The sequence below is a fragment of the Halanaerobium saccharolyticum genome (genome assembly GCF_003259895.1).
In the GTDB taxonomy this organism is placed as follows: Bacteria; Bacillota; Halanaerobiia; order Halanaerobiales; family Halanaerobiaceae; genus Halanaerobium; species Halanaerobium saccharolyticum_A.
Genome location: NZ_QLME01000011.1, coordinates 80,103 through 94,954 on the forward strand (window position 1 = coordinate 80,103; position 14,852 = coordinate 94,954).

At 36.2% G+C, this 14,852-nt stretch carries 14 protein-coding genes and 1 pseudogene; 1 reads left to right on the forward strand and 14 read right to left on the reverse strand.

From position 1 onward, the window contains the following. Positions 1–60: 60 nt before the first annotated feature. The 8 genes from C7958_RS08760 to C7958_RS08795 form a co-directional block, all read right to left on the reverse strand. Positions 61–966 (reverse strand): nucleotidyl transferase AbiEii/AbiGii toxin family protein, encoded by a 906-nt coding sequence (locus tag C7958_RS08760; RefSeq protein WP_111572300.1) that lies wholly within the window; start codon positions 964–966, stop codon positions 61–63. Next, positions 963–1,568 (reverse strand): type IV toxin-antitoxin system AbiEi family antitoxin domain-containing protein, encoded by a 606-nt coding sequence (locus C7958_RS08765; RefSeq protein ID WP_111572301.1) that lies wholly within the window; start codon positions 1,566–1,568, stop codon positions 963–965. Before C7958_RS08765 ends, C7958_RS08760 begins: the two co-directional genes overlap by 4 nt. A gap of 96 nt (positions 1,569–1,664) precedes the next feature. Then, positions 1,665–2,330 carry a hypothetical protein gene (locus tag C7958_RS08770; RefSeq protein ID WP_111572302.1) on the reverse strand — a complete coding sequence of 222 codons (666 nt, stop codon included), beginning with the start codon at positions 2,328–2,330 and terminating at the stop codon, positions 1,665–1,667. A 4-nt stretch (positions 2,331–2,334) separates the two neighbouring features. Continuing rightward, a complete protein-coding gene (locus C7958_RS08775; protein WP_111572303.1) occupies positions 2,335–3,426 on the reverse strand; it encodes a Fic family protein in 1,092 nt (363 codons plus the stop codon). Between the two features lie 160 nt (positions 3,427–3,586). After that, entirely contained in the window at positions 3,587–3,781 is a 195-nt protein-coding gene (locus C7958_RS08780) for a YwbE family protein (protein WP_111572304.1), read from the reverse strand. Positions 3,782–3,882: 101 nt separating this feature from the next. Further along, positions 3,883–6,564 (reverse strand): cation-translocating P-type ATPase, encoded by a 2,682-nt coding sequence (locus C7958_RS08785; RefSeq protein ID WP_111572305.1) that lies wholly within the window; start codon positions 6,562–6,564, stop codon positions 3,883–3,885. Positions 6,565–6,792: 228 nt separating this feature from the next. Then, entirely contained in the window at positions 6,793–7,782 is a 990-nt protein-coding gene (locus C7958_RS08790) for a sugar phosphate isomerase/epimerase family protein (protein WP_111572306.1), read from the reverse strand. Between the two features lie 33 nt (positions 7,783–7,815). Next, positions 7,816–8,964, reverse strand: coding sequence for a Gfo/Idh/MocA family protein (locus C7958_RS08795; protein WP_111572307.1), 1,149 nt, complete (start codon positions 8,962–8,964; stop codon positions 7,816–7,818). A gap of 266 nt (positions 8,965–9,230) precedes the next feature. On the opposite strand from C7958_RS08795, the gene C7958_RS08800 reads away from it, so the two are divergent. After that, positions 9,231–9,485, forward strand: coding sequence for a hypothetical protein (locus C7958_RS08800; protein ID WP_111572308.1), 255 nt, complete (start codon positions 9,231–9,233; stop codon positions 9,483–9,485). A 207-nt stretch (positions 9,486–9,692) separates the two neighbouring features. Here C7958_RS08800 and C7958_RS08805 read toward each other — a convergent pair whose 3' ends face one another. The 6 genes and pseudogenes from C7958_RS08805 to C7958_RS16125 all read right to left on the reverse strand — a co-directional run. Then, entirely contained in the window at positions 9,693–10,652 is a 960-nt protein-coding gene (locus C7958_RS08805; protein ID WP_111572309.1) for an ABC transporter permease, read from the reverse strand. A 13-nt stretch (positions 10,653–10,665) separates the two neighbouring features. Then, complete coding sequence (locus tag C7958_RS08810) at positions 10,666–11,418, reverse strand: ATP-binding cassette domain-containing protein (protein WP_111572310.1); 753 nt, start codon at positions 11,416–11,418, stop codon at positions 10,666–10,668. Positions 11,419–11,484: 66 nt separating this feature from the next. Then, positions 11,485–12,483, reverse strand: a complete 999-nt coding sequence (locus C7958_RS08815) for a sugar ABC transporter substrate-binding protein (RefSeq protein ID WP_111572311.1) — start codon at positions 12,481–12,483, stop codon at positions 11,485–11,487. 43 nt (positions 12,484–12,526) lie between these two features. Next, positions 12,527–13,663: an aldose epimerase family protein gene (locus C7958_RS08820; RefSeq protein ID WP_111572312.1), complete on the reverse strand. Its 1,137-nt coding sequence runs from the start codon at positions 13,661–13,663 to the stop codon at positions 12,527–12,529. Between the two features lie 537 nt (positions 13,664–14,200). Next, on the reverse strand, positions 14,201–14,338 hold the full coding sequence (locus C7958_RS15640; RefSeq protein ID WP_166668507.1) for a hypothetical protein: 138 nt from the start codon (positions 14,336–14,338) through the stop codon (positions 14,201–14,203). Between the two features lie 407 nt (positions 14,339–14,745). Next, positions 14,746–14,852: pseudogene (locus tag C7958_RS16125) on the reverse strand (carbohydrate ABC transporter permease); the annotation flags it as partial.

Sequence of the window (14,852 nt, forward strand, 5' to 3'; positions counted from 1 at the left end):
CTGATCGGGAAGAACAACAGTAAAGGCGATTAAATTTAAGTCTGGATGGGAGTTTTAAACTTAGTTGAGACTCCATTTTTGGGATTGGGGGTTCCAAATTTGATTAAAATTTTCATTATTATATATCGCCTCATAAATGGGTTTTAAAAATTTCTTAATATTTTCTATTACACTTTCAAAACTTATATTATTCTTATTCATTCTCTTCAAAAATAACTGCCACTGCTTAATTTTTTGTTGATCATTTTTAAAATCTTCTGAGAAAATAATTAAATCTTCATCGAAGTTAGTTCCTCTTGTATTGAAAGTTTGTAAAACTGCCTGTTTAAGAATATCACCATTATAATCTTTCTTTTTCATTAACGTATAAATATCATAAAAATCTTTCATCCGGGAGTTCAACAAAGCAAGTGAAACCATTGCTTCAAATTTTTCAGCAATTACAGACTCTAGAGAATAAGCATTTATCTCTGGTGGATCAAAATCTAAAAGGGATGGATATCTAATATTAACAGCTTCTGGAACTACTATATCTCCAAAACCAATGTCAATTTGCAGATGTATTCTTGCCTGCCCCATTAAAGCTATTAGTTTTATCCGCTGCCCTTTATACTCAGCGCCTTCTGTAATAGACTGGCTTTTAATTTCACTTGATTTAAATCTAACCCCATCATTGACCTTTACGTTAGCTATTTCTTTAATAATTTTTTCTATATTTTGGGCTTTATTTGATTTGCCGCGTAATAAAAAGTCAATATCCTTAGTAGGACGCCCCTTAAATTCAGTCATCGAATACAACAGCAATCCACCTTTAAGTAAAAAGTTATCCTTATATTCTGTTAAAGATAGCCTATATAATAATCGTTCCTGAACAAATAGCTGCATCACAAGATTATAGGGGAGATTTAATTCTTTTGAAATATTTTTAAGTCTTCCAAGAACTGAAGCTGCTAAATTTTTACTCATACCAAAACCTCCAGATATTGCGAAATTTTATCTTCAGCTGAAGTACCCTGAGCATATGTCAACAATTTATTAATATTTTTTTCAGGGAACTTAAGATATTCCTTTAAACTTTCAATCAAGATATCTTTGGGGATTTCATAACTATAACGGAAAGAATCTGAAATGCTTTTTTCAATATCATATATTTTAATTAAATGTTGATTTACTTCAACTTTCTTTATTCCCCGACTGTAATATTTTTCAGTAAAATAATAGAGGTTAATAGGAGGATATTCAACTTTATTTATTTTTTTATCATTTGGAATAGCTATTTGATATTCATCTGGTGTATAGGTTGTGAGATTATAATAAGACAGAGCTGTGGTTAAACAAATTACTCCTTCCGGAATAATTTTTGAGACATCTACCAGCTCATTTATTGAATTAAAGCTTTCATTATTCCATTTATAGAGTCCGCGCTTAAGTTTAATAATTTCTCCACTTTCCAGCAAATCACTTAAATATTTGCGATGAATCCCTGCCTCGCTTATATCCTTAGCACGCGCATACCCTTTATTATTTATAAAAATTTTTCTGATTTTTGCTTTAGTTTTATTTCGCATAATAAACTCTCCTTGAACAAATTAACTGTCTTAATTAATTTATAACAGTATTTTTGTTCATATTTTATTTAATTATACCTCTCTCAAGGCGAAAAATCAACTATTCTTCAGCACCTGCTTTAGATTGCGAATAAATACTTCATTATCTGGTTCTCGCTCAATTGCTTTTTTGAAAAATTGGGCTGCCAGCTCTTTATTACCCAGGTTGTTATTATAAATAGCTCCAATCTGATTGTAAACATAACCGGTCTGATCGTAATGGTCGACTGCATCTCTTAAAAGCCCAACACTTTTTTGCCAGTTTTCTCTTTTCTGTTCTTCAATTGATTTCTTAAGCAGCTTAAAATACTTAAGATAATTTTCTTTCAGTTCCTCGCTGCCGCAGATTACCTCTTTTTTACTTTCATAAATCTTCTTTCCCGGTTCCAATTCCAGTGCCTTATTGATTGCTTTTTTTGCCGCTTCCCACTTTTTTTGCAGAATATTAACTTCAGCCAGGGTGGCCCAGAGAAAATCATGTTCAGCTTCAATTTCAATTGCCTTATTTAAATATTTTTCTCCCTCAGCCAGCTTATCCTGTCCAATCAAAGCTCCTGCCAGATTAAAATACAGCATTTCTCTGTCAACCTGCTGACTGTCTTTTAGCTCAGCCAAAATCTCTGCCGCTTCCTGATAATAACCGTCGTCTAATTTTTTGATTCCCTGTTTAAAAAGTTTTTTGTCTTTAAATTTTTTGAAGAAGTTTTTAATTTTATTCAGCATTTTATCATCCTTTAGTTAGATTTTTTTGGTTAATACTTTTAATAAGTTTAAACAATCTAATATTCTTATAAATTTTTTCTCTACCAAGTTTCTCAGAACTTAAAAATCCTGCTTTTTCTAAAGTAGAAAGATAATTAGAAGCAGTCTTCCGGGTTACTCCCAGTCCCTCCTGAATAAATGAAATTTTTGTATAAAATTCTATAAATAATAACTCTAACAGCTCTCGCGAATAAATTTTAGGTATTTTAGCCTTCATATCCTCAGCTGTTTTTTCAATTAAATTATTAATTTCTTTTAATAACTTCAAACTAGCTGCTGCTGTTTCTTCAACCCCCTTTAAAATATAAATAATCCATTGATCCCAGCTGCCATTTTCCCTAACTTCCTGAAATAGAGAATAGTACTTATTTTTGTTTTCAATAATATACTTGCTCAAATATAAAATGGGACTGTTTAAAATATCTTTTAAAACTAAATATAATAGATTAATAATTCGACCTGTTCTGCCGTTTCCATCATAAAAGGGATGAATTGACTCGAATTGATAATGAATAACGGCCATTTTAACCAGTGGATCAACCTCATCCCGATCCTCATTAATATAATTTTCTAGATTATTGAGTAAATCTATAATTCTTGCTTCTGATTCAGGAGGAGTATAGATAACTTCTCCACTTTGAGGGTTTTTCAAAACTGTTCCAGGAACTTTTCTGATACCAGCGTCATTATTTTCTATTATACTCTGGATTTCTATAATCATATTAGTTGTTAAGATTTTTTTTTCTTTTATTAGCTCAAATCCCTGCCAGAGAGCTCTTCTATAATTCACTACTTCTTTAGCAGCCGGATTATTATAATTTTCTTTGCTCATTGCTTTAAATAATTCATCATGGGTAGTAATTATATTTTCAATTTCAGAACTATCTTTAGCTTCATTTATTATCACAGAATTTATTAGAATATTTTTATTGGGAATTGTTTCCGAAAAACCTTTCAATTCAGCTAAAGCTTTATGTGAATGAATTAACTGTTTTAAAATTTGACTCGCTTCTGGATTCAATTCTGGAGGAAGCATTTTTAAATTATTCTCAGCCATTTTCAACATCTCCTTAGCCTTATTATACAGGTAAATGAAACTGATTACAACAAAACATGAGTAAAAAAATAAAAAAATTACCCACATTTCAACAACATGGGTAATGATTACAGCTATTATATATACTTGTACCTGGTACCTAAATGTTGGTGCTTAAATATTATTCTATTATTTCTTTAACTCTGCCAACTGTGCCGTCTTCCAACATAACCTTAATTCCATGCGGATGAGTTGCAGAATTAGTTAAAATTCTTTTAACTACACCTTCTGTCAAATTTCCACTGCGCTGATCTTTTTTCTGAACAACTTTTACCTTTAAACCTTTTTTGATATTAGCTCTTTTATTTCCATCCATTATATCACCCTTAATTTATTATATTTTTTATTCATTTATTTGTACCAGGTACCCGAAATTGATTTCGGTACCTGGTACAAGTGAAATTAAATACAAAGTCTTTAGTTTGATCCTTTCCAGTTCAAAAACTGAATAACTGCCATCGGAATAATTATTGCCAGCGATGAAGGCAGCCAGAGCGAAGCTTCAACTGGCACAGTGGATAAAATCCCCTGCAGTGCCGGCAAATAAATTGCTGCCAGCTGAAAAACAAAACCAATTCCGACTGAAAGCCAGAGATATTTGTTTTCTAAGACTGTTTTGTCAAAAGCCATACCTGACTTACGGCGGGCATTAAAAACATGGAAAAGCTGAGTAAATGCCAGCACAGAAAAACTTAGAGTTCGGCTCAGTTCCAGACTGTAGCCGCTGTTTAAAGCCCAGACATACAAAAGCATTGGTCCGGCAGCCAGAATAAGACTGTGAATTGTAACTTTCTTTTTAAAAGCTTTATCCATAATATTTCTTTCAGGGGTGGCTTTTCGCTCCATTATATTGTCTTCCTCTTTTTCCCAGGCCAGAGATAAAGCAGGGAAAACATCAATTACAACATTAATCCAGAGAATCTGCATTGCAACTAGAGGCAGAGGTAGATTAAAAATAATACCGAGGAAAATATAAATTATCTTACTTAAATTATTTGAGAAAAGGAAGTAAATAAATTTCTGGATATTATCAAAAATAACCCTACCTTCTCTGACGGCAGTTACAATTGTGGCAAAGTCGTCATCCAACAGCACCATATCGGAGGCTTCCCGGGCAACTGAAGTTCCTCGTTCTCCCATCGAAACCCCAATATCTGCTTTTTTGAGTGCAGGTGCATCGTTTACTCCATCACCTGTCATTGCCGTAATTTCTTTTTCTTCACTCAAAACCTCAATAATCTGCAGCTTATTCTCTGGTGTAACCCGGCTGAAAACTGAATTACTTTTGATTAAATCTTTCAGCTGACTCCCAGAGGCTTTTGATATCTCCTGACCACTGATCACATTATTGCTGCCTTCGATCCCTACTTTCCAGGCAATGGAGGCAGCTGTATCCATCTGATCCCCGGTAATCATTTTGGTTTTAATTCCAGCTTTTTTGGTTTCTTCTATTGCTTTTTTAACTGATTGACGAGGGGGATCAATAATTGCGGTTAAGGCCAGAAAAGTTAAACCTGACTCAATACTCTCCTTTAATTCTGATTCGGAATCCAGATTTTCTCCTGTTTTAAAAGCAACTCCCAGAATTCTTAAGCCTTCTTCTCCCAGCTTTTTATTTTCCTTTTTAATTTCCTCTTTCTTAGCCTGACTAAACTCCTCTATTTCCCCATCAATTAAAATTGAATCACACATCTCCAGAACTACATCCGGTGAACCTTTTAAATAAAGATGTTCTTCTGATTTCGCTGTAGAATAGGAAACAGCCATATACATATCACTGGAGTTAAATGGGATTTCCGCAAGTTTCTGATAACCTTCTTTCTTTAAACTTTCTTTAGAAAATCCAGCCTTTCTGCCTGCTGTTAAAAGTGCTCCTTCAGTTGCTTCACCAAGCACCTTGTAATTTCCATCTTCTTTAACTAAGTCTGCGGAAGTACAGAGTAGAGAAGCTTTAAGAGCCAGCTTTAATTCATCAGCTTCCTTTAAATCAATCTGACTGCCGGCTGCAGAAAATTCTCCTTCTGGTTTGTAGCCGGTACCGCTGATTTCAATCTCCTGATCATTTAAAAATATTTTTCTTAATGTCATCTGGTTTTCAGTAATTGTTCCGGTTTTATCTGTGCAGATGGTTGTCACTGAGCCCAGAGTTTCCACAGCTAAAAGTTCTCTCACCAGAGCATTATGTTCAACCATTTTCTTCATTCCAATGGCCAGAGTAATTGTTGCAATAATTGGCAAACCCTCCGGTACAGCAGCAATGGCCAGTGCTATCCCGGTTTTAACCGTCTCATAAACAGGGCGCCCCATGATGATCCCAATTACTGTTAAAATGGCAATTACCACCAGAGTAATCTTTACCAGAGATTTCCCCAGTTTATCCAGCCTTTTCTCCAGTGGGGTTTTTCCTTCTTTGGTTTCATCAAGCATGGCTCCAATTTTACCAATCTCAGTCTCCTCTGCAGTAGCAGTAACAACTGCTTTTCCTTTCCCCCGGGCCACAGTTGTTCCCATATAGACCATGTTTTCTCTTTCCGCCAGAGTCTTATCTTCGGCAATTTCTGCCTCAGCATTTTTGCTCACACTCTCAGACTCACCAGTTAAAGAAGCCTCATTAACTGTCAAATTTTGAGAATCAACAAGTCTGGAATCAGCAGGTATCTGATCACCTTCTTCAATAAAAATAATGTCTCCCGGGACCAGCTCTGCTGCCTCAATTTCCTTTTTGCTGCCTGAGCGGAGAACCAGCGCTTTTTTGCTCAGTACATTTTTCAGAGAGGCAACAGCTTTCTGCGCCTGATATTCAGTCACGAATCCAATAATTGTATTAAAAACTATAACTGCTAAAATTGCAAAACCTTCCAGGTTATCACCAATTAAAAAGGCCAGTGCAGCTGAAATAATCAAAATAATTATAATCAAATCTTTAATCTGATTAAAGAGAATCTGCCAGAAAGAAACTCCTCTGGATTCTCTTAATTTATTTTTTCCGTATTTTTCTTGCTTCTTCTTTAACTCACTTTCTTTAAGCCCCTGTGTCAGATCTGTATTAAATTTTTTTATTATCTCATCTATTTTCTGTTTATAATAATTTTGAGCCAATTTAAAACCTCCTCCAGGACAAATATATAATTAGCATCGTATTAATTATATTTCTATAATAAATTGTAATCTCCTTGTCTAAACTTATGTAAAAAAATAAAAGTTCCTATCTGAGAGAAATCAGAAGGAACTTTTAATTAAAATCTATCAATTTGTGAAATAATATACTTGTATCAGGTACAAAACCGGTGTTTTGTACCTGGTACTAAAAAATGGTACTAAAAAATATCATTTTTCCATTGACTCATCAAAGCCCAGTTCTGAAGGCTTGAAGTCAATATCACGGACAAAATTTAAAGCTTCTTTAGCACCATAGACTCGATCCATACCACTGTCTTCCCACTCTACTGAAAGGGGACCGGTGTAGTTCATCTCGTTTAACTCTCTTATAATCTCATCAAAATCAATATCACCATGACCGAGAGAACGAAAATCCCAGCCCCGGCGGCGGTCACCAAAAGGAAGATGGGAAGCTAAAATGCTCTCTCTTCCATTTAGAGTTACCGCTGCATCCTTCATATGCACATGATAGATTCTTTCGCTAAAATCACGCAAAAAGAGATGTGGTGTCATTCCCTGCCAGATTAGATGGCTGGGGTCAAAGTTAATTCCAAATTCAGGCCGATGATCAAATTTATCCAGCAGCTTTTCGGTTGTATAAAAATCAAAGGCAATTTCTGTGGGGTGAACCTCCAGGGCAAATTTAACATCATTTTCTTGAAAAACATCAAGAATTGGATTCCAGAGTTCAACTATCTGATCAAAACCTTCTTCGATCATCTGCTCTGAGGTCTGGGGAAAGGAATAGAAAAACTTCCAGATTGGAGAACCGGTAAAACCAGTGACTACATTTACCCCCATGTTCCTGGCCGCCACAGCTGTCAGCTTCATCTCTTCTACCGCCCATTTTCTAATTTCTTCTGGCTTACCTGCATATTTTTCTGGAGCAAAGTTATCAAGTCGGGGATCATAGCGGGCCCCAACACACTGGCCTGCAATATGATTACCAATTGCCCAGACTCCAAGATTATATTTATCCAGTATTTCAAGCTTTTCTGCTACATACAGACTTTCTTCAGCTGCTTTCTGGACATCAAGATGATCTCCCCAGCAGGCAATCTCCAGGCCATCATAACCAATTTCGCTCATTGTTTCTGCCAATTTCTGAAAAGATAAATCTGCCCACTGGCCTGTAAAAATAGTTACATTTCGACCCATCTTTAATCACTCCCTTTTATTTAGTGATTACAACTATTTATAGATTTCAACCCATTTTTCCTCTTTTGAACTTTTTAGAATTGCTTCCGTAATTTTAACCTCAACTGCACCTTCAGCAAAAGTAGCAAAATCATAATCAGCCGGATCTCCGCTGGCTTCCAGACACTCATAAAAATCTTTTATGGAATTTTTTAAGCCTTCTGACCAGCCTTCAATATGTCCGCCGGGGTAATAACAGCGCTCTGCTGCCTTCCCATCTAACAGAGCAGGGTCCCGGACTAAATTCTGATTTGCCTGATCTCGATAACCGATAAACAATTGATTGGCATTTTCCTGAGACCAGCTCAAGCTCTTTTTGCTGCCGCTTATTTCAACAAATAAATCATTTTTATGGCCGGCATCAACCTGAGAAACTGTAAAATTACCGGCGGTGCCATCTTCCAGCTCAAAAAGAATAGAAGCATAATCTTCAGTTTCAACTTCATATGTTTCGTATTCTACTTCCTGATCACTCTGAGCAAAGCTTTTAATCTCTGAAAGAGGTTTTTTGCGCTCTGGATGAACAATTTTGGTATTGGCAATTAATCTGGTTATTTTTTTACCAGTCAGATACTGCAGCAGATCACAGAAATGGGAACCAATATCAGCCACCACTCTTGATTTACCACCTTTTTCTGGATCAATACGCCAGCTGTAATCAGTATCAAAAAGCATCCAATCCTGGAGATAATAACCGCGAACATGAAAAAATTTACCCACTTCTTCTTTTACTTTATTCTGCATCTCTTTAACCAGGGGATAGTGGCGATAATTGTAGTTAACTCCGGCATAAATCTGACTGGACTCAATAATTTTTAATAATTCTTCTGCTTTCTCAGAGTTCATAACCAGCGGTTTTTCGGAAAAAACGTGAACTCCAGCTTCCAGAAAAGCCTTATTTACTGGAAAGTGAAGATTATTTGGAGTACAGTTATGGATTACATCTAACTCTTCTTCTGCCAGCATCTCCTGATAATCGGCATAATAATTGGGAACTTCCAATTTCTCTGCAGCCTTTTTGGAAGATTCAAGGCTGCTGGCTACAACAGCTCTGACCTCTACATTATTTAGACGCCTTAAAGCTTCAACATGGGCTGCACCAACAAAACCAGTACCGATAATTCCAACTTTCAAATTAGCCATTATACCACTCCTTCGTAATTAGTTACTTATTGTCCTCTACCTAATTTTTAAAATTTATTATTTTCTTAGCTATTAATATAGTTCTATATTAATTTAAGTGGTCCTTTTAATATTCTGAAAATAATGGTGAATTTTAGTTCTTAATTTTAGCCTTCTCCCCTAAAACCCGGTCTGAATTCTTTTTTTACTCCAATTTTAAAGGAAAATCTCAGTTAATGAACAATTAATAAAATATGAACATACTTTATAAAGGGAGTGATCTGATAATGAATGATTCAATTATTATGGCTATTTTGATTGACAAAAGAACTGATGCAGCACCCACGGTTCAGAAAATCCTGACAGAACACGGCTGTATAATTAAAACCCGCCTGGGTATGCACGAGAGCAGTACCTGTGCTGATGAAGGAATGATCATTTTGGATATAACAGCAAACAATACTGAAGTTGAAGCCCTGGAAGCAGAGTTGAAGTCAGTGGAAGGTGTAAAAGTTAAAAAAATGGTTCTTGATTTTGAGTAAAAAATTTCGATAGCAAAAACAAATGCTCCCTGCTTGAAGAAATTTTTCAGCACTCAATTTCTTCCTCTCAGGGAGCTTTTTTTAAACTAACTATTATAAAATAATTTATCAAATAATCATCCAGCTAAATATTGTTTATCAATCAGCATAATTCGACAAAAATCGGGTGGTACCCGGTACATGCACATGCACGCACATACATGCACATTATCTGTTCATAACAGTATGAATAGTCACTGCCACCAGAATTAATAATCCATAAATCAAACGGGTCCAGAAGCCAGAAAGTCCTGCTGCCACAATTCCAGCCTCCAGGGAACCGATCAAAAAGGCACCAATAAATGTACCTAAAATTGTAGCTTCTCCTCCAAACATGGAAGTTCCACCCACAAATACTGTTGCTACAGTCATCATCAAATATCCTTCCCCCATAGTCGGCCACCAGGTTCTCATCCTGAAAACATCTAAAATACCTGCAAAAGCAGCTGCTCCACCCATAATCATAAAGGCAATAATTTTAGTCTTGTCAACATTTATCCCCATCATCCGGGTTGCATCTTCATTATCACCGGTAAATAAGACATGCTCACCAAATTTATGTCTAAACAGAATTGCCCAGAGCAGAATTGAAAGAAAAACAAACCAGATTGCCTGAGCCGGAATCCCAAAAAGATCTCCCGCAAACAATCTATAGAATATATTGTCACCAACATTCATATTCAAAGCACTACCCTGTGATAATACATTGCTCAATCCCCTGATAAAAAACTGCATTCCAATTGTAACTACTATCGCCGGAATCCCAATTTTAGTCACCAGCAGACCATTGAGCATCCCGACAAAAGATCCTGTTAAGAGACAGGCCAGCATTCCTAGAAAAACACTTCCGCTCAGCTGATAGGTTAAAGCAAAAACAAACCCTGATAAAGCCATCACTGCTGGAAATGAAAGGTCAATTTGTCCCATGGCAAGGATTAAAGTTAAACCCAGGGCCATCACTCCCACAAAGGGAACCGTACTTAAAAATGAACGATATATCTGAGGGCTGAGAAAAACTGCCGGACTGGTAATAATAAATAACAGCAGCACAAAAATTGCAATTGAAATAAGAGCTATTTGAGTTTTGTATTTTTCCCATGTTTTTGAATTTAATAATTTAGAATCCATTTTCAACCCCCCCTTATTTAACTTTTGTCACCGAAATTAGCTCTTCGTTTAATTGATCCAGAGAAATCTCATCCTTATTATATCTGCCTACAACTTTGCCCCTGTCCATTGCTACAAATCTATCTGAAACAGGATAAACATTAGAAATATTGTGGGAAATATAGACACATGATTTACCTCTTGTTTTGATGCTTTCAATAAAATTTAATACTTTATCCACTTCCTGCAGAGAGAGGGCCATAGTTGGCTCATCCAGAATCACCAGATCAGCATCAAAATACATTGCCCGACCAATTGCAACTCCCTGTTTTTCGCCTCCAGAAAGTGTCTTGATGTTTGAATCTGGATTAGCTCCAATCCCGGTAAATCCCATTAATTCTCGCATTACCTTTTCGGTTTCTTCTTTCTCCTCTTTAACCTTAATGAAACCTAAGGCATTTGTTTTCTGTCTGCCTAAAAATATGTTGCGCCACAAAGCCTGTTTTTCGGCCAGTGCCTGCTCCTGATAAACAGTCTCTATTCCCAACTGATGAGCTTTTTTAACTGAATAATGTCTGGGATTAATTTTTTCTCCCTTAATATACATTTCCCCTTCCCGGAAGGCATGAAGTCCAGTTATTATTTTAATTAGAGTTGATTTTCCGGCTCCATTATCTCCCAGGACTCCGACTATCTCGTTATCTCCAACACTAAAGTCAATTCCTTTTAGAGCTTTTAAGCGGCCATAGTATTTATGAATGTTTTTCATTTCTACTAATTTATCCACTATCTTCCCTCCTCCTAAAACTAAAAGGGGCCAGCTAAGGCCCCCCATAATTATTCAGCCTTATATTTATCTAATTCCTTCCTCAGCCAGTGGAGCTATCATGTCTATATTACCTTCGTGGATTAAACCGGCTCCAGTATCAATATGCAGACCGGAAAACTTCCATTTTTCAGTTAAATAGATCTGCATAATTGGTAGGAATCCCTGCAGATATGGCTGCTGATCTAAAACCAGATCTGTATAACCTGACTTAATTGCCTCTGCAGTTGCTGGTGAAAGATCAAATCCAGCTCCTATAATTTCGTCTGGACCAAAACCTGCTGACTCAAGGTAGGTTCTCATAGAAGCAGTTAAGTTACCATGGTCTGTTACAACCAGATCACAATCAGGATTTGACTGCAGATAACCAGTAATTACTGGAATACCATTAGAAGCATCTTTATCAACTTCTGCAGAAATTTCCATATAATCTACTTCTAAACCGGCTTCTTCCAGGGCATCAATAACCCCCTGGGTTCTCTGGCCGCGAGTTGGCTTGGATCTAAGTCCCCAGACAAGGGCCTTATCTCCTTCACCCAGATCAAAGCGGTTAACACAGCCATTACCCAGCATCTGACCGGAAGGATAAAGTTCCTGACCTACATAACCAAAACCTTCAGACTTATATCTTTCCTCCAGTTCTGGTAGAGTTGTATTCTGACTGGTCACAATAATTCCCTGTTCTACAGCCTCTTCTACAAATGGTTCATAGGCATCATCACCAGGATGGCCCATAATAGCAATTCCATCAGGATTTGCTGCTACAGCCTGCTGGAACTGGCTGACCATCTGCTGGGGGCTCCACTCTGACCATCTATAATGAACATTAACTCGATCACCAAGAATTTCGGCTGCCTTGACTGCACCATTATAAACTATAGTCGCAAATGTACCACCAGGACTGCCCCCGGGAAAGAAATAGATCTCAACTGGATCTTCACTTTCCTCCTGAGCCACTGCTGGAGCTGAGAACAAAGCAGCAAAGAGAAGTATACTCAGAGTAATTAAAGCAATTTTTTTCAACATTTTCTTACCTCCTTTTCAGACTCTGCCGAAAATAAAAAACTAATTATTGAGTTGAGAAATCATAAATTGTAGTTGTCTCATATACCTCACCAGGTCTTAAGATTGTGGAAGGAAAATAATCTACATTAGGTGAATCAGGAAAATGTTGAGTTTCAAGACAGACCGCATAATGCTGCTCATAAACTTTATCATTTTTACCGGTAATTGAACCATCTAAAAAGTTACCCGTATAAAGCTGGACTCCAGGTTCAGTTGTGTAAACTTCCATCATAATTCCAGTCTCAGGTTCGTATAGGCTGGCAGCTACTTCATTTAAATTGCCCTTAGTATTTAAAACATAATTGTGATCATAACCGGCTCCATTTTCCAGCTGCACAAAATCATTATCAATTCTGGCCCCGATTTCTGTTAGCTGACTGAAATCCATTGGAGTTCCCTCCAGCTCAGCAATTGAACCAGTTGGAATCCACTCATCATCAATTGGAGTATAGGTATCAGCATTAATCATTAATTCGTGGTCTAAAGCTGTATCATTGGCGCCATTGAGATTAAAATAGGAGTGGTTGGTTAAATTTACAGGAGTTGGCTGATCAGTTACTGCTCGATAATCAATAACTACTTCATTATTATTAGTTAAAGTATAGGTCATTTCAATATCAAGCTTACCGGGATAACCTTCTTCTCCATCCTGACTGGTATAAGTTAAAACAGCACTGACTTCTCCATCTTCTTCAACAGTCTTAATCTTCCAGACCCGCTTATCATAACCAACAAATCCGCCGTGCAGATGATTATTGCCATTGTTTTGAGCAATATGATAGGTCTTTCCGTCAAGCGTAAACTGGCCATCAGCTATCCTATTTCCATATCTTCCAATTGCAGCCCCAAAATTATTGGGATTCTCTAGGTATCCTTCTAAGCTGTCAAGACCAAGAACTACGTCCACCATTTCACCATTTTGGGCAGGTACTTTAAGGGCTGTAATTCTACCCCCATAATTTGTGACTTTCATTTCCGCACCATTATCATTGGTAATTGTGTAAAGATAAATCTGTTCTCCTCGATATTCTCCCCAGTGCTCCATCATAACATCAGCAGCATAAGCCGAAAAAGAGATACAGATCAGACCCAGAACCAGAACAAAGACCAGCAGAGTAGACTTAAAAACTTGTTCCAACATTTTAAACTAACCCCCTTCATAGAATTTGATTGATTAGAAAAAACAAATCTAAATAATATGTGAAAAAAATCATATTAGTTCCAGGAAATAATCCACCAGCAGTTTTTAATATTTGAAAAATAATAACAAAAAATTAAATAACAAAGGGTAAAAGTGTTGGAATAGGAAAAGTAGAGAACCAAAAGTCCTGTTGAATAATATTTTGTAGAAGTAGAGAATTTAAGTAGAAAATAAATGAGGTAACTTTTTCAAAAGCGGGTTTGGTGTTAATTAGAAGATTTTTTAATAATATTTATTCTTAAATTGCAATGTTAAATTGAACTAAGTTGAATTAAATTGGATTGGATTGAATTAGATTGAATTAATATTTGAATATTATCTGATCTCCAATACTAATAATAGCACTACTATTAGTAATTGTCAAACTATTTTGTCAATTAGCAATTACACTATTTAAGGGAGAGCCGCAGCCCTCCCCTGATTCTTGATTGATATTTTTAAACATCTTTTAGACTAAAAATTAATTTAAATCCAGAATCACCAGGGCAGCTGATTCCCCTGATAATCATAGTAAATTTCGGCAAACTGCTCTCTTTTTTCGACAAATAATTTATAAATCTCTGCTGCCGACTCCTCTGCCTCAAGATCTGCCTCCTCATTTTTTTGACCAAGCATGTAAGTTTTTAAATAACCAGGAGGTCATCAACTTCAGGCGCATAAAACACGGCATTATTAATCAGGATATCGAGCGAATCTGTTTGTTTAGCGATTTTAACTTTTGCTTTTTGAATTGAACTATCATCTGCCAGATTCAGTTCAAAATCGATCACAGCCAGAGATTTGTTAAAAATATGGAAGAGATAATAGATAGGATGACATTAACTGATGAAGGAACATATTTAACTAATACCAGGAGGAATGCACCAGTTTGATTTTTTGATAAAATATTTCAAACTGATGCCTAAATATTTTTACCGGCTGACTGAGCAATTTATACTCTTGTCAGCGCTTTTTTAAAAAAATTTATAAACCTCATTAAAAACAGAGCTATCAAATAATTAACTAAAAACAAAAACCTCTTCTTATCCCTTTAGTCCCGAAGTAGCAATACCTTCCACCAGATAACGCTGGAAGAAAATAAAGATTAAAAAGATCGGCATCAAGGATAAGGTTGCCATTCCAAACATTG

What these genes read in the sequence shown, in the direction of transcription:
- C7958_RS08760 (WP_111572300.1), bottom strand. Translation starts at nt 966, where the DNA reads ATGAGTAAAAATTTAGCAGCTTCAGTTCTTGGAAGACTTAAAAATATT.
- C7958_RS08765 (WP_111572301.1), bottom strand. Translation starts at nt 1,568, where the DNA reads ATGCGAAATAAAACTAAAGCAAAAATCAGAAAAATTTTTATAAATAAT.
- C7958_RS08770 (WP_111572302.1), bottom strand. Translation starts at nt 2,330, where the DNA reads ATGCTGAATAAAATTAAAAACTTCTTCAAAAAATTTAAAGACAAAAAA.
- C7958_RS08775 (WP_111572303.1), bottom strand. Translation starts at nt 3,426, where the DNA reads ATGGCTGAGAATAATTTAAAAATGCTTCCTCCAGAATTGAATCCAGAA.
- C7958_RS08780 (WP_111572304.1), bottom strand. Translation starts at nt 3,781, where the DNA reads ATGGATGGAAATAAAAGAGCTAATATCAAAAAAGGTTTAAAGGTAAAA.
- C7958_RS08790 (WP_111572306.1), bottom strand. Translation starts at nt 7,782, where the DNA reads ATGGGTCGAAATGTAACTATTTTTACAGGCCAGTGGGCAGATTTATCT.
- C7958_RS08795 (WP_111572307.1), bottom strand. Translation starts at nt 8,964, where the DNA reads ATGGCTAATTTGAAAGTTGGAATTATCGGTACTGGTTTTGTTGGTGCA.
- C7958_RS08800 (WP_111572308.1), top strand. Translation starts at nt 9,231, where the DNA reads ATGAATGATTCAATTATTATGGCTATTTTGATTGACAAAAGAACTGAT.
- C7958_RS08805 (WP_111572309.1), bottom strand. Translation starts at nt 10,652, where the DNA reads ATGGATTCTAAATTATTAAATTCAAAAACATGGGAAAAATACAAAACT.
- C7958_RS08815 (WP_111572311.1), bottom strand. Translation starts at nt 12,483, where the DNA reads ATGTTGAAAAAAATTGCTTTAATTACTCTGAGTATACTTCTCTTTGCT.
- C7958_RS08820 (WP_111572312.1), bottom strand. Translation starts at nt 13,663, where the DNA reads ATGTTGGAACAAGTTTTTAAGTCTACTCTGCTGGTCTTTGTTCTGGTT.
- C7958_RS15640 (WP_166668507.1), bottom strand. Translation starts at nt 14,338, where the DNA reads ATGCTTGGTCAAAAAAATGAGGAGGCAGATCTTGAGGCAGAGGAGTCG.